The following is a 17,951-nucleotide window of genomic DNA, read 5'->3' on the forward strand; positions in this document are numbered from 1 at the left end:
ATGTTGACGGTGATCCGAAGTCGCGCGTCGCCGGTAACCAGCCGATCAGCATCGCGCCCGCATGACTAGCGCGCGATAGGCGATCCGGTGGGACCTGATGACGTCGATGAGGATCGAGACAGACATGGTGGACGGCTCGTTCGAGAGCCTCGAACGACCTGTGCATCGGCGATCGCGCCTGCCTCTGGCGTGGCTGCTCGTCTTCTTCGCAACATTGCTCGGGCTTGTGGGTCTAGCGGCGCTTCCGTCGTTGAACGCCAGCGCCCGCGGCGTCGAGCCGGAACCCGCGCAAGCGGCCGCGATCCCGGCGTCGAACCCCGATGTGACGGCCGCTATCCCAAACGCGAGTAGAAGCTGGGTCGAGGTCAACCGGCCGATCCCGCTGTTCGAACTCGCCGGATCCGACTTTGCGAAGCTACCGGTGGTTTATGCGGCGCGGCGCAAGCCGGCCGGCACGGGGCGGCAGGATATGCTCCGCTTCGGCAGCTTCGGCGGCGAGGGGCCCTATCTCGATCTCTCGATCACGCGATTGGACGGCACCGCCGATGCGGCTCCGGGCTTGTTCGTCGACATGGCGCGGCTGGCGGCCAGCAGCAATCTCGCGGTCGTCCGAAGCGGCCTCGCGACCACGATGCCGACACGGTTCGGCGATGTCTCGGCCGCCGACCTCAGCGTGGCGCGCGGCACGACAATCGCCCCCTGTCTCGGGTTCCGGCTCGTGCAGGGAGCGGCCGACACCGGTCCCGTCGCGATCCTGGGTTTTGCCTGCGGAACCGACGCCAAACCGATGGACCGACACACGCTCGCTTGCGTCATCGACCGCATCGATCTCATCTCGGCGGGGGATGACGTCGCGCTCCGTGATTTCTTCGTTGCGGCGGAGCAGCGACGCGGTCAGGAATGCGTGAGCCCTCACCTTCTTGCGGCCGGCTCGATCACGACGTGGCTGGACGACAATGCTCCGACACCGCCGCTCAAGCGTCTTTCAGGCGGCGCGAAACGGCGGCGCTGATGGTGCGACGCAACGGAACCAATCAGGCAGCGACCTGTTGACTTCACGAAAAAGACTTGGATTGGGGAATCTGACGATGCGACTCACGTTGAATTTGACTGTGGCCAGCGCAGCTTTGGCGCTCACTTTGGTGTCCGGTGCTGCGATCGCGCAGAGCCGCACGCAGCTTCCGGGTCAATATTATGATCCGATGAACCAAGCTCCCCCGCTGACGGTTCGCAAGCGCGCGTTCACCGATAGCGGCACGCAGGTGCCGGTCGGGTATGAGAACGATTACATGGTCGAGCAGACGACCCTGAATGAGCCGACCTATTCGACGTTCCGTCCCGATCAATTCGGGCAGGATGTCCTGCCCGGCCGTTTCGGTGGCATCGGCAACTGATCTTTTTCGATCAGTCGTTGGCTTTCTACGAAAAGCTCATCGAGCCGAAAGCTCGATGAGCTTTTTGACGATGGCGTCCCCCATTTCGGTGGTCGACACCGTCGCTTGTGCCTTGCCCTTGATATCGGCGGTGCGGATTCCGTCGTCGAGCACACCCGCAATGGCGCGATCGACCAAATCGGCTTCGGTGATGAGGCCGAACGAGTAGCGGAGCGCCATCCCGAACGACGCGATCATCGCGATTGGGTTTGCGATCCCTTTGCCGGCGATGTCGGGCGCCGAGCCATGCACGGGTTCGTAAAGCGCATGGCGTTTGCCGGTCTTCGGGTCGAGGTCTCCCAACGAAGCCGACGGCAACATGCCAAGCGAGCCGGTCAGCATCGAAGCGACATCCGACAACATGTCCCCGAAGAGATTGTCGGTCACGATCACGTCGAACTGCTTTGGCCAGCGCACCAGCTGCATGCCGAGCGCATCGGCCAGCATGTGGTCGAGCGTCAGGTCGGAAAATTCGCGAGCGTGCAGCGCCTTCATCGTGTCGTGCCAGAGCACGCCGGACTTCATCACATTGCGCTTGTCAGATGAGGTGACACGACCGCCGCGCTTGCGGGCCAGGTCAAACGCGACCCGACCGATCCGCTCGATCTCGTATGTGTCATAGACCTGCGTATCGATGCCGCGCTTCTGCCCGTTTCCGAGGTCGATGATCTGCTTGGGTTCGCCGAAATAGACGCCGCCCGTCAGTTCCCGCACGATCATGATGTCGAGTCCCTCGACGATCTCGTGTTTGAGCGACGACGCGTCGGCCAGGGCCGGATAGCAGATCGCCGGCCGCAGATTGGCGAAGAGTTGCAGATCTTTGCGAAGCCGCAGCAAGCCGGCCTCGGGGCGAACCTCATAGGGGACGCTATCCCACGCGGGACCGCCCACGGCAGCCAGCAACACCGCATCGGCAGCCTTGGCTAAAGCCATGTCGCTGTCGCTGATGGCCTGACCATGCTGATCGTAGGCACATCCGCCGACCAGACCCTTCTCGATCTCGAAATGCGCGATCCCAACTTGCCCGAACCAAGCCGCGACCTTTTCGACCTCGGCCATCACCTCGGGGCCAATGCCATCGCCGGGAAGCAGCAGGAGACTATGGGTTGCCATCGTGGTCCTCGGAGGGGTTCGGCGACGCCGTCGAAAACGCCAGTGTCGCTCTTTGAAAGGAGCATGGGACAGCCGTGGTCGCCGACCCCGTGATCGACCTCGGTCTAATGACCTCTATAAAGGTTGGCAACATCCCGGCCGCCGAGCCGGAAAACGATCGTTCGATGGAGAAAACAGCATGCGGCTTCCCACCACCATGACGGCAATCGCGATCAGCGAACCCGGTGGTCCCGAGGTTCTCAAGCTGCAGACCCGCCCAATGCCGCAGCCGGCGCCCGGCGATCTCGTCATCAAGGTCTTGGCCGCCGGGGTGAACCGCCCCGATCTCATGCAGCGGAGCGGGCAGTATCCGCCGCCGCCCGGCGCATCGGATCTTCCGGGCCTCGAGGTGGCCGGCGAGGTCGTCGCGCTCGGCGAGGGCTCGACACGCTTCCGCATCGGGGATCGCGTCTGCGCCCTGACACCCGGTGGCGGCTATGCGGCCTATGCGGCTACCCATGAGGCGACGACGCTGCCGATTCCTGCCGGATTGTCGGTCGAACAGGCAGCCGCCCTGCCGGAGACGTTTTTCACGGTCTGGGTCAACGTCTTCATGCGATCGCGCTTGAAGCAGGGTGAGACATTGCTGGTTCACGGTGGCACGTCCGGCATCGGCACGACGGCCATCATGCTCGGAAAGGCCTTCGGCGCCACGGTCCTCACGACGGTTGGATCGCGCGAGAAGGCGGATTTCTGTCTGCGCCTCGGGGCCGATGTCGCGATCGACTACACGCAACAGGATTTCGTCCAGGAGGTCGGGCGCGCCACCAACCACAAGGGCGCCGACGTGATCCTCGACATGGTGGGCGGAGACTATATCGACAGGAACTATCGCGCGGCGGCCGAGAGCGGCCGCATTGCTCAAATCGCGTTCCAGAAAGGCCCGAAGGCCGAGGTCGATTTCACGCGGCTCCTGATGAAGCGTCTGGTCCATAGCGGCTCGACGCTCCGGCCTCGAACCGTCGCCGAAAAAGGCGAGATCGCGCGGGAACTCGAACAGAAGGTCTGGCCTTTGCTCGCGGCCGGAACTGTCAGCCCTGTGATTGACCGGGTCTTTGCCTTGGCCGACGCGGCAGCGGCGCACCGCTATCTCGAAGGCGGGACGCATATGGGAAAGGTCGTGCTCGACGCCGCGTCCCTTCATGATTAACGCCGCATTAACCTTCCGGCGTCATTCTGGCCTTGTTCGAATCGATGGGCTGAGAAGCGTCCGCTTTGATCCCTCCCCTGTTCGACGCCTTCCTGTTCAACCTTGAAAGACCGCCTTCGGGCGGTCTTTTTTTTGGGCGTCAACGGTTAAGGTTAACAAGACATAAAGGTTAACCGGTAACGGTTTGGCGTTAGATTTGCGGCATGATTCTGGTTCGGGGCCATCGGTCCCGAACTGGCACATGAGCCGATCGACGGGGGTCGCGGCAAGGAGCGCTTGGATGTCATTGTCGGTCAATCGGGTCGCGGAAGCCGACAACACAATCTCATTCGTCCACATCCTGGCCGGATCCGCTCGCTTTACCGAACTGTTCAGCGAGGGCATGCGCCTCGTCGAAGAGGCGGCCGCCTATCTCGACGGACCGGGTCGGGAGGAGGCGGACCTTCTGCCCAAGCCGCTCTCCAAAGCCTATTCGGCTGAGAGCATGCGCCTGACCACACGGTTGATGCAGATCGCGTCCTGGCTGCTGATTCGCCGCGCCGTCAGCGCGGGCGAGATGTCACCGATCGTCGCCTCGACCGAGCGGATCAAGGTCAGGGTCTCCGCCCAGGCGATGGTGTCATCGCCCGCCATTTTCGCGCAGCTACCCCGCAACTTCCAGGCGCTGACGACGCGATCGCTCCGTCTCCAAACCCGTATTCTCCACCTTGACCGGATGGTGAACGGCACAGCCGACGACGCCGATCCGCAGATTGCCCGACGGGGGTTGGACCAGCAGTTCGACAAGCTGCGCCTCGTCTACCGCTCGCCGGCCTGACGATCTCGCGACAAAAAAAACCCCGCACCGGATCCCGGTGCGGGGCTTTTTTCATGCGGTCGTTTGTGTCGACCGTTATTTCTTGCCGAACGAAATGCCAGCGAAGCGCGAGTTGAACCGCGAGAGACGGCCGCCGCGGTCCATAAGCTGCTGCGTGCCGCCGGTCCAAGCCGGATGGGTGTTGGGGTCGATGTCGAGGTTCAGCGTGTCGCCATCTGCGCCCATCGTCGAGCGAGTGGAGAATTCCGTTCCATCGGTCATGACGACCTTGATGAAATGGTAGTTCGGGTGGGTATCGGCCTTCATGGTCGGTCCTTACAAAATCGCGAGCGATGGTGGAGGCCGGAAGGCACTCTCTGCTGACTGAGCTTGCGCGTGAAGCGGGCCTATTACCGCACCCTGCTTGAACCTACAAGGCCATAAGGTGATTTAAGCGACATGATCGTAATGGGGCGCTTGAACCCACCGCGTTTCCATCGAATTCGATATTGCTTTAATGGAAAGCTATTCGGTCGATCATCCCCGCGCTTCTCGCCTCCATCGGGTCGGTTCGGTCGCTCAGGATAAGGCTCAGATGTCCAAAACCGAAAAGCGATCACGCGCGTCCGCCGCCTCGCTCCGTTCGCTCGTTCCTCTCCTCCCCTATGCCAATCGATATAAGGGTCGTGCGGCTTTGGCGGTGCTGGCCCTGGCGGCTGCCTCGGCCGCCACCTTGACGGTGCCAGAAGCGGTCCGTCGCATGATCGACTTCGGATTTTCTTCCGATAAAGCCGGGCTCATCAACGCCTATTTTCTGGCCCTGCTGGCCGTTGTCGGCGTGCTGGCCCTGGCGTCCGGCAGTCGCTACTACCTCGTCATGACGCTCGGCGAGCGCATCGTCGCCGATCTTCGTACCGCGTTGTTCGGCCACCTCAGCGGTCTCGACGCGCATTTCTACGATACCGCCCAGACCGGTGAACTCGTCTCTCGTCTGACGGCCGACACGACGCAGTTGAAGGCGACCTTCGGTTCGTCGGCGTCGGTGGCGCTCCGAAACGTGTTCCTCTTCGTCGGCGCCATCATCATGATGGTGATCTCGAGCCCGAAGCTATCGGCGCTCGTGTTGGTCGCGATCCCCCTTATCGTTCTGCCGCTTGTCTTTTCAGGCCGGACTGTCAGCCGCCGCTCGCGTGCCGCGCAGGATCGTCTGGCCGAAGCCACTGCCTTCGCGTCGGAAAACCTCGGCGCGGTCCGGACCATGCAGGCCTTCGGGCAGGAGGCGGCGACCCGCTCGCGCTTCGCTGGCGCCGTTGAAAACAGCTATGACGCGGCCCGCGACGCGACCTTGGCGCGCGGACTGCTGACGACGGTCGCGATCTTTCTGTCGTTCGCCAGCGTCGTGGGTGTGCTCTGGCTGGGCGCGCATGACGTCATGAGCGGCGCCATGACGGCCGGCCTCCTGTCGCAATTCGTGCTCTATGCGGTGTTCGGAGCCGGCGCGCTCGGTGAACTCAGCCAGGTGTGGAGCGAAATCTCGGCAGCCGCCGGTGCAGCCGGCCGGATCGGCGAGTTGCTGGCTATCGCGCCCACCATCAAGGCCCCGGCCGTCCCTGCAATGCTGCCGCAGCCCGTGCATGGGACTGTGCGGTTCGAAAGGGTCGCGTTCGCCTATCCGACCCGAGCCGCCGACGCGGTCGTTCGCGATGTCGATTTCAGCGTTGCGCCCGGCGAGACCGTCGCGATCGTCGGTCCCTCGGGCGCCGGCAAGTCGACCATCTTTCAATTGTTGATGCGGTTCTACGATCCCACGTCCGGGCGGATCCTGCTTGACGGCGTGCCGATCGACAGCCTCGACCCCAAGGCGCTGCGTGCGCAATTGTCCCTCGTGCCGCAGGATCCGGCGATCTTTTCGGGCACCGTCATGGAGAATATCCGCTACGGCCGCGCCGAAGCGACCGACGCCGAGGTGCGCGCCGCTGCGGAACGGGCCGCCGCACATGGCTTCATCACGGCGATGCCGCAAGGCTACGAAACACTGGTCGGCGAGCGCGGCGTCACCCTCTCGGGCGGCCAACGGCAGCGTCTCGCGATCGCACGCGCCATCCTCAAGGATGCACCCGTGCTGCTCTTGGACGAGGCGACATCGGCACTCGATGCCGAGAACGAGACGTTGGTGCAAGGCGCGCTCGATGATCTGATGGGAACCCGCACCACGATCGTGATCGCGCATCGGCTCGCGACGGTTCGAAAAGCCGATCGCATTCTGGTGATGGATGCGGGCCGCATCGTCGAACACGGAAATCACGCGACGCTGGCGGCACAAAATGGGCTTTATGCCCGGCTCGCGCGGCTGCAATTCGACGTGCTGGACGAACCGCATTCGGCGGCAGCAGCGGCGGAATGAGCCGTCGCGGCCAGGACGGTCGCGGATTCGCCGGAATTGACGGCGAAGACCTTCCGGTTCACAGGTCGGACGCTAACCGCTCGCATTGCCGGACCCATGCCTGAATTTATCGCCCGCCTTTTCCTGATCACGCCCGTGCTGACCGAGGCGCCCAGCTTCGTCGAGCAGTTTGCAGCCGCCCTGTCGTCTGCCGATGTCGCCTGTGTGCTCGTGCGGCACGGCACTCGCGACGATCGCGCCGCCAAAGCGCTGCTGCGGGAACTCGCCTCCGTGGCGCAGCTGCATGGCGCGGCGCTATTGGTCGATGGCGACCCGCGATTGGCCGCGCATGTGGATGCCGATGGCGTGCATATGGACGGTATTGGCGATGACCTCGCCGAAGCGATCGAACGCATGAAGCCGGACCGCATCGTCGGATGCGGGAGCCTGCAATTGCGGGACGAGGCCATGACGGCCGGCGAGGGCGACATCGACTATGTGATGTTCGGGGAGCCGGACCGCGACGGCGCGCTGCCAACCCAAGCCGAGACGCTGGAACGCGTGCAATGGTGGGCCGAAATTTTCAACGTCCCCTGTGTCGGCTTCGCTCAGACGCTTGCCGATGTCACGCCGCTCGCTGAGGCGGGTGCCGAATTCATCGCGCTCGGTGATGCCGCATGGGGTGATCCACGCGGAGCGCCGGCGGCGCTGGGCGAAGCGGTCGATGCGATGCGGGCGGTCGCCATGGCGGCCCGCGCGGCCGCCACCAGCGAGGGCGCCGGCGCTTGAAGTCGATCCTGTCGTCACGGTTCAGCGGTGAGGCCCGGGCCGCCGCTTTGGTGCTGGCCCTGAGCGGCGCCCTCATCGACACGGCTGACGCACAGATCCCGACCCTGGCGCAGGCGCAGCAGATCCCCACTCTAGCGTCACCCACCCCGAGCCTTGCGCCACCGATCGGCAACGTTCCGTCGGCGACCGCGCCCCTCGCCTCGGGTATCCCGACCCTGCCGTCGACCGTCTCGCCTGGCGCCGACAGCAATTCGCGCCCCGTGCCTCCAGATGCGGATCTCGCTTTCGGGGCGTTTCAGCGCGGATATTTCGCGACGGCGCTGAGCGAGGCCATGAAGCGGCTGAAGCGAAACCCGAAAGATGCGCCCGCGATGGCGCTGATCGGAGAGATTTACGCGCAGGGTCTCGCGGTGAAGCCCGACCTGACCGAAGCCGCCAAATGGGACAAGCTGGCCAGCCAGCTCGGCAATCGCGAAGCGACGTTCTCCTACGGTCTGGCATTGCTGCAGGGCAAAGGCGTGCCGAAGGACAGAGCCGCCGCCAAAGCGATGTTCGAGAAGGCTGCCGCGCAGGGGCACCCCGGCGCGCTTTACAATCTCGGCGTCATGGCGGTCGAGGGTGACGGCAAAGTCCGCGACTTCGGGCTCGCGGCGGCTTTCTTCCAGCGCGCCGCCGATGCCGGCGACATCGATGCGTTGGATGCGCTGGCCGCCTTCTTCAAGGTTGGGCGCGGTGTGGCGCAGGATACATCCAAGGCCGCGGCCTTGCTCAAACAAGCAGCGGACCGGAAACATGCCGGCGCGCAGGTCGAATATGGCATCATGCTGTTCAACGGCGACGGCGTCGAGAAGAACGAGGCGGAAGCTGCGCGATACTTCCTGATGGCCGCCTACCAAGGCAATCCGGTGGCCGAGAACCGCTTGGCACGTCTCTACGCGGCGGGTCGGGGAATCGGCCGCGACCCCATCGAGGCGGGGCGCTGGCACATTCTGGCGCGGGCGGCCGGCATCGGCGACGCTTGGCTCGATAGTCAGTTGACAGCGCTCTCCCCTGGCGACAAAGCCAAGGTCGAGGACTTGGTCCGCAAGCAGCTCGGCCAATAGTCGCGATCCTCGCGCTTCGAAACTTTGCTCACGCGTCCGAGCACGACTCTGGAATGACCCGATGATCCGCTCCGCCCTCATGAACGTGATGACTGCCGCAGCCATCAAGGCGGGGCGCGGCCTCAAACGCGACTTCGGCGAGGTCGAAAACCTGCAGGTGTCGGTGAAGGGACCCGGCGACTTTGTGTCGGCAGCCGACAAGAAGTCGGAACAGACCCTGTTCGAGGAATTGTCGAAGGCGCGGCCGGGCTACAGCTTCATCATGGAGGAAGGCGGCATCGTCGAGGGGACCGACAAGAGCCACACGTGGCATATCGATCCGCTCGACGGCACCACGAATTTTCTCCACGGCGTGCCGCTATTCGCCATTTCGATCGGGCTCGAACGCGAGGGCGTGATCGTGGCCGGAGTGATCTATAATCCGGCCACCGATGACATGTTCATCGCCGAACGTGGCCAGGGCGCCTATCACAACAATCGCCGCATCCGCGTCGCGGCGCGGCGCGATCTCGACGACAGCCTGATCGCCTGCGGCATTCCCCCGCTCGGAGCCGCCGCTGGCCATCCGTTGTTCAAGGTCGAACTCGCGGCAGCGCTGGCGCGGGTCGGCAATCTCCGTCGCCTCGGGGCGGCAGCCCTCGATCTCGCCTATGTGGGCGCGGGCCGGTTCGACGCTTACTGGGAGCGCGGCATCAAGAGCTGGGACATCGCGGCCGGCATCGTGCTGATCCGCGAAGCGGGCGGGTTCGTCAGCGACGCTGACGGCACCGATAAGATGCTGACCAGCCGCAGCATCTGCGCCGGCAATGAGAACATCCACCGCCACCTCCTGACGCTGCTGCGCGACGCGTCCTGAGGGTGTGGTTTTTGCTGATTGATCGGCGAAAATCTGCTACGCACGGAAAAGTGTAGCCCGATGGGGCCGCGGGTCACGGGTAAGCCGGAATGGCGCAAGCAAACCGATCGTTGAGATTGTCGTCCCCGCACGTATTCCTGCTGCGTATGGTGGTGTTTCTGATCCTGGCCGGCTTCGTGGCCTTGATCCTCTACCGCCAGATCGCCACCGCGTTCATGGCCAACCCCGGCCTTAACGGTCTCATTCTCGGCGTCTTGCTGATCGGTATCATTCTCGGGTTGCGTCAAGTCATCCGCCTCATGCCGGAAATCCGTTGGGCCAATGGTCTCGTCGGCGTCGGCAAGCCGGGTTCGAGACCCCCGGTTCTGCTAGCCCCGATGGCGAGCACGTTCGGCGAAGGCGACGGTTTCCGCTCGATCTCGACCCTGACGCTGCGGGCGCTGCTCGATTCAGTCGGCACCCGTCTCGACGAATCGCGGGAGATCGCCCGCTATCTCACCGGCCTGCTCATCTTTCTCGGCCTGCTCGGCACGTTCTGGGGTCTTCTCGAAACGGTCGGGTCGATCTCCGGCGTCATCAAGTCGATGGGCGGCAGCGGCGACGCGGCCGTTATGTTCGACGACCTGAAAAACGGGTTGGCGGCCCCCATCGCCGGCATGAGCGTCTCGTTCACCTCCTCGTTGTTCGGCCTTGCGGGATCGCTGATCCTCGGGTTCCTCGATCTTCAAGCCGGGCAAGCGCAAAACAGGTTCTATAACGAACTGGAGGATCTGCTGTCGGCCTCGACCGACAACACCTTCAATCCCGAGACGATCTCGACCGCCATCCCACCCGACCTTCGGGCCGCGCTCGACAAGATCGCGGCCAGCACCGACCAATCCAATTCCCGGGCCGCCACGGTCGCGATGGCCAATCTTGCCGAGGGCATTCAAGGCCTCGTTCTCCACATGCGCTCGGAGCAGCAGTTGATCCGCGACTGGGTCGAGGCGCAAGCCAGCCGTGATGGCGAGATCCGCAACTTGCTCGAACGCCTGACGACAGAGCGCGAGTTGCGCTGATGGCGCTGGGCCGCGCGCGCCGCGTTCAACGCAGCATCGATTACTGGCCGGGTTTCGTCGATGCGTTGACCACGATGTTGCTGGTCATCATCTTTCTGCTCTCCGTCTTCATGTTGTCGCAATATTTCATGTCACGCGAAGTGACCGGCAAGGATACGGCGCTCACCAAACTGAACCGCCAGATCGAGGAACTGACATCGCTGTTGGCGCTCGAACGGGCCGGCAAGTCGGAGGCGCAGGCGAGCCTCGCCTCCTTGAATGCGACGCTGGAGAGCAGCGACAAGGAGAAGTCTCGCTTGCAGGGCCTGCTCGCCACCACAACGGGGAGCAATGCCGCGGCCGACGGCCGAGTGGCGGCCATCGGCCGCGAACTCGATGTTCAAAAAGACGTCGCGTCCCGCGCCCTCGCCCAGATCGATATCCTCAACCAGCAGATTTCGGCGCTGCGCCGCCAGCTCGGCGCGATCGAGGATGCGTTGAACGCCTCGGAAAGCCGCGACAAGGAATCCCAGGCCCGTATCGCCGACCTCGGCTCACGGCTCAATCTGGCGCTTGCCCAAAAGGTGCAGGAGCTCGCACGCTACCGCTCGGATTTCTTTGGCCGCTTGCGCGAAATTCTCGGCGCCCGGCCCGGCATCAAGGTCGTCGGGGACCGTTTCGTCTTCGAGTCCGAGGTGCTGTTCGACGTCGGTCAGTCGACTATCAACCCGGACGGCCACTCCGAACTCGACAAGCTCGCGAGTGCCGTGATCGAGTTGGAACGTGAAATTCCGCCTGAAATTCCGTGGATCATGCGGGTCGATGGGCATACCGACAAACGACCCATCACCTCACCGCAATTCAAAACCAACTGGGACTTGTCGGCCTCTCGCGCCATTTCGGTGGTCGAATATCTCGTCACCAAGGGCGTCGACCCGACGCGGCTGCTGGCTGCAGGCTTCGGCGAGTTCCAACCGATCGATACCGGCGACAGCGACGAAGCACTCCGCCGCAACCGGCGGATCGAGTTGAAGATCACGGAACGGTGAGTCGAGGCCTCGCGGGAGTTCGGATCGCCCCCGTTGTAGATCTGTCGCTGGAGGCGCGTGAAGCGGTACTGGAACTCTGGGTCGCTGCCTGGGCGGATGCCATGCCGTCCATCGATTTCGCGGGCCGCCGACCCTGGTTCGCCACGCGGCTCGATGATCATCTGCGCGATGGTGATCTCATGATCACGGCGAACTCCGACCACGACGGCCTTCTCGGTTTTGCCCTGGTCGCGATCCGGACCGGCTATCTCGATCAGCTCGCCGTTGCCCCCCTGGCTCAGCGGCACGGGGTTGCATCGGCGCTCGTCGCAGATGCTCAGCGGCGCTGCGCCTGCGGCCTCGACCTCCACGTCAATCAGGATAATGTCGGCGCGGTCGCGTTCTACCAGCGCCATGGCTTCGAGGTTGTCGGTACCGGCGCCAATCCGCGCTCCGGGCTCCCGATTTGGTCGATGGCGTGGCGCCCGCCGTCGACGTGACGAGCCGTCTTGTCGCACCGCTTTTGGCAGCGCTTGCGGCTATCGTTCAGCGAAGTTTGGAGACAACACCATGAAAGCCGTTTGGAACGACACGATCATCGCCGAATCCGACGACACCGTTGTGGTCGAAGGAAATCACTATTTCCCGATCGGTTCGGTCAAGCCCGGCCTCTTGAAGCCGAGCGCCCGAACCAGCGTCTGCCCCTGGAAGGGGACAGCCACCTATTTCACGATCCAGGCCGGCGGTGCCGAGAACCCCGATGCCATGTGGCAATATGAGAGCCCAAAGGAGGCGGCCGCCAACATCAAGGGGCGCGTGGCGTTTTGGAAAGGCGTGACGGTAGCGTAACGACCGGCTTTTCGGGCCGACCGGCGGCAGGAACTGCCGGCGGCTTGTCGTCGAGCCGGCGGATAAGCCGAAAGCCGACGCTCTGATCGGCAGCGCCGGTCTCGTGAGCCGTGCAGGTGTTCAGGCTCACGACACCCTCTACCGTCTCGTTACAGACGAAATATTTTGGCGTGTCGTCGCCGATCGCCATCGAGCTCGAGGTCCACTCGGCCAAGGGGCCGGACGTGTCGATCAGCCCAAGCGCATTTGGGGTGGGTACCGGCAAGGCTCCATAGGTCCCATCGGTCAGCGCCTTGTCGGCACCCCGAATCGCGATCTGCCATTCGGGGATCGTCGGCAAGCGATAGCCCGTCAAGGTCGGTTCGATCACGGCGCGATCGATCATCTCGGGCGGGATTGACGATCGGATCGGCTTACCGTCCTGACTGCGATAGACCGCGTCGAGTCCCTGCATCTCGCTCAGCGCATTGGCCCAAACGGCGGCGTCGCGCCACGACACGTGAGAGACGGGCTTGGCCGGATCGCTCCGGTCGCAAGCGCCACACGGGGGCTCAAACTGGTAGCCGTGCAGAATGGCCCAGGCCGTCACCTCGTCGAAAAGGCGGGCTCGAACCTCGCCGCGCATCACGTGGTATCCAGCCGTATCGGCGTTGAACAAGGCGCGATAATCGCGCATGCCGCTGGCTCGACCGACGTAATAACGGCCCGCCGGCACCGTATCCTCCACCACGCGCGGCTCCGGCGTCTCGGGCTTCGCGAGGGCGGGCTTTGACTTGACGGCCTTGAGACGCGCCTTCTGCTTGACCGTGATCGGTGGCGGATTTTGCCCCACCACCGCGGCCTCCTTGGCCCAGGCCACGGATCCGCCGTTCGCCATGTGGAGCAGCGTCACCAGAAGAACGGACGCAGGTAGCCTCATGCGGGCCGATTGTCCCGCAGGAAGGTGGCGATCCGGTCGAGCGCGATCTCGATATTGGCGGTAGAATTGGCGTAGCTGAGCCGCAGATAGCCCTCGCCATAGACCCCGAAATCCGGTCCGCCGATGGTGGCGACACCGGCCTGCTCGAGCAGCGCCGAGGCGAGCGGCTTGGCGCGCCATCCGGTTTCGGTGATGTTCGGAAAAGCATAGAACGCGCCTTTCGGCACGATAGCGCTCACACCTGGAATTGCATTAAGTCCGGCGACCGTCACGGCACGCCGGCGATCGAATTCGGCCACCATGTCGTGCGCCGCGTCCTGCGAGCCCTCCAGGGCCGCGATCCCGGCCCATTGGGCAGGCGCGTTGGTGCAGGAGAAGCTATTCACGACAAGCTTTCGAGCCTTGTCGTAAAGCACCTTCGGCCAAACGCTGTAGCCCATCCGCCACCCCGTCATCGCATAGGTCTTCGACCAGCCGTCGAGAAGGATCAGCCGATCGCGGATTGCGGGATAGGACAGCAGGCTGCGATGCTCCAAGCCATCGTAGATCATCTGGCCATAAATCTCGTCCGACATGATCGCCACATCGGGAAACCGTGCGAGTCCCTCGACCAGCGCGTCGATCTCGGCCTTCGGGGTCACGCCACCGGTCGGGTTGGCGGGCGAATTCAGAATGAGCAGTCGGGTCTGCGGCGTGATGAGGCTCAGGGTTTCCTCGGCCGAAAACGCGAAGCCATTCTCCTCCCGCATCGGCACGGGAATCGGGCGAGCGCCCGTGAACTCGATCATCGAGCGATAGATCGGAAAGCCCGGATCTGGATAGAGAATGTCGGCCCCCGGTTCGCCGAACATCAGGATCGCCATGAACATCGTGACCTTGCCGCCCGGCACGATCATGACGAGATCGGGCGACACCTCGACACCAAGACGGCGATGCAGATCGGCCGCAACGGCTTCGCGAAGCGGCAGGATGCCGGTCGCGGGCGTATAGCCGTGATTGCCGTCGCGCAACGCCTTGATGGCGGCCTCGACAATATGCGGCGGTGTCGGAAAGTCGGGCTGGCCGATACCGAGATTGACGATGTTGCGGCCCTGACGCGCCAGCTCAGTCGCGCGAGCCAGCACCGCGAAGGCGTTTTCCTCGCCGATCCGATCGAAAGCCGCGACTGTTGACAGCAATGACGCCTCCCCGTTGTTCGTGCCGCACAATCGCGATTGATCAGGCGGAACGCAAGCCGGATGGCGAACCGTTGAGGGTTAGCCGGCTGGTTCAGCCGGCGCGGTGTACCGTTGCTCGATCGCGGTTCGGATTAGCTTGCGGGCCTCGGGGATCGCGATGCCCTCATGGGCTTCGATCCCGGCGACCTCGTCGGCGAGGTCGCCGTCCTTGATCGAGCTTCGCATCCAGGTCGAAAAATCCGCGTGCTGCAGGTGATGACGATAGGTCTCCTCGTCGACACCTTCGCCGATCTGCAGAAACAGCATCAGGTTCTGCGCCCTCAGATTGAGCGCCCCGTGCTGGCCGCGAAAGAAAAAACTACGATCTTCGCCGAGCGTGCCTTCCGCATATTTCCGCGTATGGCGCTTCATCGCGTTGCGGGGTTGGTCGACGCAGACCAGAAGTGGAGGATTGTCGGTGCGGCATTCCCAGTAATAAGCCTCGCCCCTGTCGGGCGTGCGGTCGGGCATCGGCGGGCATGGCCGCCCGAGAACCTTGCTGAGGCTGTCGATCAGCCCGGCGCTGTCCCGACCGATGCAGAGCACGATGCCGATGTTTCGCAGCACCTGCTTGGCCAATGTGTCTGGATGCACGGTGACGAAAATGGCGGGGATGTGCTCGCGCAGGTTCAGCCCATCGCCCGCATCTTCAGTGCGGGGCAGCATGTGATGCGCCTCGTCGACCAGCACCCAATGCGGCCGGCCATATTTCGCATGAATGTCGAGGACCGGCTGAAACAGGCTGGCGAAGATCTGCGGACGATCCTCGACGCTGGATGCCAACAGGTTGACGCAGACGTTGTTGCCGAGCTTCCGGACCGCATCGAGGACAGGCTCCGGCGTCACGACCGTCTTCGCGTCGCCGAAGGTGACGACGTCACCAAAATGGCCGTAATCGCCTTCCGGATCGAACAGGCAAAGCTGAAAGCCCGCATCCGACAGATGCTCGAGCAGAGCCGTCGCGAGGGTGGACTTGCCCCCGCCCGAGGTGCCGGTGATGAGGACGCTGCCCCGGTCGGGGCGCAGCAGGATCTCCCGCTGATCGCCCTGTGTTTCGCCAATCCGAACCGAATGGCGCAGAATTGCCGCATCGATCAGGGCAGCCTCGTCGCTGAGCCAGGTGGCAATCACTTCGGCGACGCCGGCGCCCCGTGCCGCAGCCGTCACGACATCGGCCGCATCCTTCACGGCCGGAAGCGCATTGCCGACCGCTACCGCGCAGCCGCAGGTCCGCATGAACGCCAGATCATTCTCGGCATCGCCGGTCGCCACGACGTTATGGGCCGACAAGCCCAGATCCTCGAGCGCCGCGCCTAGGCCGGACGCCTTGTTGATGCCGCTCGGCAGCACCATCACGGCGCCCTTGTTGAAGATGATCTGCAAATCGAGCCCGAGGTCGCGAATCGCTTCGAGCACCGCGCCCTCGTTGGGCTCCCAGGTCGCCACGATCACCTCGCCAACCGAGAGCGGCTGGATCGACAAGCTCCGCAGTCGCTCGACGAATTCAGGTGGCGGCGGCGGCCCGAGCGGCCGCTTGTCCTTGGTGGCCGGCGTGTACAGCAAGGCACCATTCTCGGCGACGACCCGATCGAAGAGATCGAGGCGTGGACAGACGCGTTCAAGGTCCGGCAACTCCCGTCCGGTCACCATAATGAGCCGCCGACCGGCCTGCTTCAGGGTTTCAAGCGCCGTTACGGTCGCGCCGTCAAGCACGCCATCATGCGCGATGGTTCCGTCGTAGTCCGTCGCCAAAGCTAGAAAATACGCCATACGGTCCGGTTCCCAACGCGGCGACTTACGCTCGTGCATCGTCGGCACGCCATCCGAACGGGGTGATGCTCAATCCGCTCGACAGCACCCAGGGCTCGACGCAAGACGCGATGATGACCAGTCTGCTGTTTCTTCATGACGCGCGAGCGACGTGCGGCGAACCGATGCGGACCCGTGCCGGATTGACGCGCGGAGCAGGTTCAATCCCAGCTGCCGGATCGAACGCGACGAGCCGTTAGCGTTTCGCCGACCATGTCGATCGTCACCGACAGGGCTCGCGCCGCCGCAGGGTCCAGGCTTTCGAGATCGGCGCGAAGATATAAAAGCGTCGTCAGAACGGTCTCCAGACGATCATCGTCGCTCATCGGCTGCGATGATTCATGCTCGACCTCATCATCGTTCACCGCGTCTGTCCCCCGCGACCGCAATGACCGGGCCCGAACAACCCACCGACATCATGGCGGTCTCTGCCCTCATGTGGATGAATATGCCAGCGCGATGGGCAAACTGCTATCGGAGAGAGGAACAAACTCGTTTATCATTCGCTTGCGTTTTATTCTCACCACGAAGCGTCCGTCGGAGTGGCGCATAAGGCGCGGCACGATCTTTGCTGCCGCGTCTCCTGCCGCAAGCCGGCCTGGAGTCGCCTTGAACCAGAGTTTCGACATGTCTTCGTCAACGACGAGCGGCTTGAAGCCTGTGCTGATCATCCTGCATCAGCCAACATCAACGCCTGGTCGAATCGGCCGCTTGTTGCGCGGGCTGGGCTATCGGTTGGACATCCGCCGACCTGTTCTCGGTGATCCACTCCCCGACACCATGAAACACCATGCTGGAGCGATCATCTTCGGCGGTCCGATGAGCGCCAACGATCCGGACCCGTTCATCCGAACCGAGATCGACTGGATCAAGGTTCCGCTGCGCGAGAATGCGCCCTTTCTCGGCGTATGCCTCGGCGCGCAGATGCTGGCGTCCCATTTCGGCCAACGGATCTATCCCCATCCGGAGGGGCGCGTCGAGATCGGCTATTACCCGATCACGCCGACACCGGCAGCCGAGGCGATGTTCGGCGGCGCCTTCCCGCGGCGTGTCTACCAATGGCACAACGAAGGTTTCGACAAACCAGCCGGGGCAACGCTGCTGGCGACCGGGCTCGATTTCGAATGCCAAGCGTTCTGCCACGGCCCTGCCTTCGCGGTGCAGTTTCACCCGGAGGTCACCTACGCAATGATGTGCAAGTGGACCGTGATGGCGGCGCATCGGCTGACCGATCTCGGGGCACGCCCGGCCCGCGTGCATCTCGAGGGCTGGTTCCAATATGATGCGGCGGTGGCCCGCTGGTCCGAAGCATTTCTGCGCTCCTGGGTGTCGGGTGGGCGCGTCCCCGCACTCCCCGACCAGGCGATGCATGCGGAACATGCTTTTGCGGCGGACCCGAGCGACGGCTCCGTGCTGATCCCGTAAGCGAC

At 63.8% G+C, this 17,951-nt stretch carries 19 protein-coding genes; 13 read left to right on the forward strand and 6 right to left on the reverse strand.

What is annotated here, in order from left to right:
* Positions 1–97: 97 nt before the first annotated feature.
* Together LGH83_RS09750 and LGH83_RS09755 are read left to right on the forward strand one after the other, a co-directional pair.
* Complete coding sequence (locus tag LGH83_RS09750) at positions 98–1,012, forward strand: hypothetical protein (protein ID WP_227401619.1); 915 nt, start codon at positions 98–100, stop codon at positions 1,010–1,012.
* A 76-nt stretch (positions 1,013–1,088) separates the two neighbouring features.
* Positions 1,089–1,394: a hypothetical protein gene (locus LGH83_RS09755; protein WP_227401620.1), complete on the forward strand. Its 306-nt coding sequence runs from the start codon at positions 1,089–1,091 to the stop codon at positions 1,392–1,394.
* Between the two features lie 36 nt (positions 1,395–1,430).
* On the opposite strand, the gene leuB is transcribed toward LGH83_RS09755, so the two are convergent.
* Positions 1,431–2,546, reverse strand: a complete 1,116-nt coding sequence (leuB, locus tag LGH83_RS09760; RefSeq protein ID WP_227401621.1) for a 3-isopropylmalate dehydrogenase — start codon at positions 2,544–2,546, stop codon at positions 1,431–1,433.
* A 178-nt stretch (positions 2,547–2,724) separates the two neighbouring features.
* Between leuB and LGH83_RS09765 the strand changes: the two genes are divergently transcribed.
* Both LGH83_RS09765 and LGH83_RS09770 read left to right on the forward strand, forming a co-directional pair.
* A complete protein-coding gene (locus tag LGH83_RS09765) occupies positions 2,725–3,735 on the forward strand; it encodes an NAD(P)H-quinone oxidoreductase (RefSeq protein WP_227401622.1) in 1,011 nt (336 codons plus the stop codon).
* Positions 3,736–4,015: 280 nt separating this feature from the next.
* Complete coding sequence (locus LGH83_RS09770) at positions 4,016–4,552, forward strand: DUF1465 family protein (RefSeq protein ID WP_227401623.1); 537 nt, start codon at positions 4,016–4,018, stop codon at positions 4,550–4,552.
* A gap of 75 nt (positions 4,553–4,627) precedes the next feature.
* Here the strand turns inward: LGH83_RS09770 and rpmE are convergent, their stop codons facing one another.
* Positions 4,628–4,858 (reverse strand): 50S ribosomal protein L31, encoded by a 231-nt coding sequence (gene rpmE / locus LGH83_RS09775; RefSeq protein ID WP_131113250.1) that lies wholly within the window; start codon positions 4,856–4,858, stop codon positions 4,628–4,630.
* A 268-nt stretch (positions 4,859–5,126) separates the two neighbouring features.
* Between rpmE and LGH83_RS09780 the strand changes: the two genes are divergently transcribed.
* The 8 genes from LGH83_RS09780 (at position 5,127) to LGH83_RS09815 (ending at position 12,576) form a co-directional block, all read left to right on the forward strand.
* Positions 5,127–6,935 carry an ABC transporter transmembrane domain-containing protein gene (locus LGH83_RS09780; RefSeq protein ID WP_227401624.1) on the forward strand — a complete coding sequence of 603 codons (1,809 nt, stop codon included), beginning with the start codon at positions 5,127–5,129 and terminating at the stop codon, positions 6,933–6,935.
* A gap of 96 nt (positions 6,936–7,031) precedes the next feature.
* Positions 7,032–7,703 (forward strand): thiamine phosphate synthase, encoded by a 672-nt coding sequence (locus tag LGH83_RS09785; protein WP_227401625.1) that lies wholly within the window; start codon positions 7,032–7,034, stop codon positions 7,701–7,703.
* Positions 7,700–8,806, forward strand: coding sequence for a tetratricopeptide repeat protein (locus LGH83_RS09790; protein WP_227401626.1), 1,107 nt, complete (start codon positions 7,700–7,702; stop codon positions 8,804–8,806). The genes LGH83_RS09785 and LGH83_RS09790 overlap by 4 nt, the downstream gene beginning before the upstream one ends.
* A 61-nt stretch (positions 8,807–8,867) precedes the next feature.
* A complete protein-coding gene (locus tag LGH83_RS09795; RefSeq protein ID WP_131113254.1) occupies positions 8,868–9,662 on the forward strand; it encodes an inositol monophosphatase family protein in 795 nt (264 codons plus the stop codon).
* Between the two features lie 89 nt (positions 9,663–9,751).
* Entirely contained in the window at positions 9,752–10,720 is a 969-nt protein-coding gene (locus LGH83_RS09800) for a flagellar motor protein MotA (protein WP_227401627.1), read from the forward strand.
* Positions 10,720–11,748, forward strand: a complete 1,029-nt coding sequence (locus LGH83_RS09805) for a peptidoglycan -binding protein (RefSeq protein ID WP_227401628.1) — start codon at positions 10,720–10,722, stop codon at positions 11,746–11,748. The genes LGH83_RS09800 and LGH83_RS09805 overlap by 1 nt, the downstream gene beginning before the upstream one ends.
* The gene (locus LGH83_RS09810; RefSeq protein WP_227401629.1) at positions 11,745–12,227 is read left to right on the forward strand and encodes a GNAT family N-acetyltransferase; all 483 of its coding nucleotides are present in this window, start codon (positions 11,745–11,747) and stop codon (positions 12,225–12,227) included. The genes LGH83_RS09805 and LGH83_RS09810 overlap by 4 nt, the downstream gene beginning before the upstream one ends.
* A 70-nt stretch (positions 12,228–12,297) precedes the next feature.
* Positions 12,298–12,576 carry a DUF427 domain-containing protein gene (locus LGH83_RS09815; protein ID WP_227401630.1) on the forward strand — a complete coding sequence of 93 codons (279 nt, stop codon included), beginning with the start codon at positions 12,298–12,300 and terminating at the stop codon, positions 12,574–12,576.
* Here the strand turns inward: LGH83_RS09815 and LGH83_RS09820 are convergent.
* The 4 genes from LGH83_RS09820 to LGH83_RS09835 form a co-directional block, all read right to left on the reverse strand.
* On the reverse strand, positions 12,533–13,495 hold the full coding sequence (locus LGH83_RS09820; RefSeq protein WP_227401631.1) for a formylglycine-generating enzyme family protein: 963 nt from the start codon (positions 13,493–13,495) through the stop codon (positions 12,533–12,535). The two genes, LGH83_RS09815 and LGH83_RS09820, sit on opposite strands and share 44 nt — an antisense overlap.
* The gene (locus LGH83_RS09825; RefSeq protein WP_227401632.1) at positions 13,492–14,673 is read right to left on the reverse strand and encodes a pyridoxal phosphate-dependent aminotransferase; all 1,182 of its coding nucleotides are present in this window, start codon (positions 14,671–14,673) and stop codon (positions 13,492–13,494) included. Before LGH83_RS09825 ends, LGH83_RS09820 begins: the two co-directional genes overlap by 4 nt.
* Before the next feature lie 78 nt (positions 14,674–14,751).
* Positions 14,752–16,521 (reverse strand): HAD family hydrolase, encoded by a 1,770-nt coding sequence (locus tag LGH83_RS09830; RefSeq protein ID WP_227401633.1) that lies wholly within the window; start codon positions 16,519–16,521, stop codon positions 14,752–14,754.
* 161 nt (positions 16,522–16,682) lie between these two features.
* A complete protein-coding gene (locus LGH83_RS09835; protein ID WP_227401634.1) occupies positions 16,683–16,847 on the reverse strand; it encodes a hypothetical protein in 165 nt (54 codons plus the stop codon).
* 301 nt (positions 16,848–17,148) lie between these two features.
* On the opposite strand from LGH83_RS09835, the gene LGH83_RS09840 reads away from it, so the two are divergent.
* The gene (locus LGH83_RS09840; protein ID WP_227401635.1) at positions 17,149–17,946 is read left to right on the forward strand and encodes a glutamine amidotransferase; all 798 of its coding nucleotides are present in this window, start codon (positions 17,149–17,151) and stop codon (positions 17,944–17,946) included.
* The last annotated feature ends 5 nt before the right edge of the window (positions 17,947–17,951 follow it).

Source organism: Lichenihabitans sp. PAMC28606, from assembly GCF_020616535.1.
GTDB classification, from domain to species: Bacteria; Pseudomonadota; Alphaproteobacteria; order Rhizobiales; family Beijerinckiaceae; genus Lichenihabitans; species Lichenihabitans psoromatis.

What these genes read in the sequence shown, in the direction of transcription:
- LGH83_RS09800 (WP_227401627.1), top strand. Translation starts at nt 9,752, where the DNA reads ATGGCGCAAGCAAACCGATCGTTGAGATTGTCGTCCCCGCACGTATTC.
- LGH83_RS09770 (WP_227401623.1), top strand. Translation starts at nt 4,016, where the DNA reads ATGTCATTGTCGGTCAATCGGGTCGCGGAAGCCGACAACACAATCTCA.
- LGH83_RS09755 (WP_227401620.1), top strand. Translation starts at nt 1,089, where the DNA reads ATGCGACTCACGTTGAATTTGACTGTGGCCAGCGCAGCTTTGGCGCTC.
- leuB (WP_227401621.1), bottom strand. Translation starts at nt 2,546, where the DNA reads ATGGCAACCCATAGTCTCCTGCTGCTTCCCGGCGATGGCATTGGCCCC.
- LGH83_RS09795 (WP_131113254.1), top strand. Translation starts at nt 8,868, where the DNA reads ATGATCCGCTCCGCCCTCATGAACGTGATGACTGCCGCAGCCATCAAG.
- LGH83_RS09805 (WP_227401628.1), top strand. Translation starts at nt 10,720, where the DNA reads ATGGCGCTGGGCCGCGCGCGCCGCGTTCAACGCAGCATCGATTACTGG.
- LGH83_RS09815 (WP_227401630.1), top strand. Translation starts at nt 12,298, where the DNA reads ATGAAAGCCGTTTGGAACGACACGATCATCGCCGAATCCGACGACACC.
- LGH83_RS09780 (WP_227401624.1), top strand. Translation starts at nt 5,127, where the DNA reads ATGTCCAAAACCGAAAAGCGATCACGCGCGTCCGCCGCCTCGCTCCGT.
- LGH83_RS09840 (WP_227401635.1), top strand. Translation starts at nt 17,149, where the DNA reads ATGTCTTCGTCAACGACGAGCGGCTTGAAGCCTGTGCTGATCATCCTG.
- LGH83_RS09765 (WP_227401622.1), top strand. Translation starts at nt 2,725, where the DNA reads ATGCGGCTTCCCACCACCATGACGGCAATCGCGATCAGCGAACCCGGT.
- LGH83_RS09820 (WP_227401631.1), bottom strand. Translation starts at nt 13,495, where the DNA reads ATGAGGCTACCTGCGTCCGTTCTTCTGGTGACGCTGCTCCACATGGCG.
- LGH83_RS09750 (WP_227401619.1), top strand. Translation starts at nt 98, where the DNA reads ATGACGTCGATGAGGATCGAGACAGACATGGTGGACGGCTCGTTCGAG.
- LGH83_RS09835 (WP_227401634.1), bottom strand. Translation starts at nt 16,847, where the DNA reads ATGAGCGACGATGATCGTCTGGAGACCGTTCTGACGACGCTTTTATAT.
- rpmE (WP_131113250.1), bottom strand. Translation starts at nt 4,858, where the DNA reads ATGAAGGCCGATACCCACCCGAACTACCATTTCATCAAGGTCGTCATG.
- LGH83_RS09785 (WP_227401625.1), top strand. Translation starts at nt 7,032, where the DNA reads ATGCCTGAATTTATCGCCCGCCTTTTCCTGATCACGCCCGTGCTGACC.
- LGH83_RS09830 (WP_227401633.1), bottom strand. Translation starts at nt 16,521, where the DNA reads ATGCACGAGCGTAAGTCGCCGCGTTGGGAACCGGACCGTATGGCGTAT.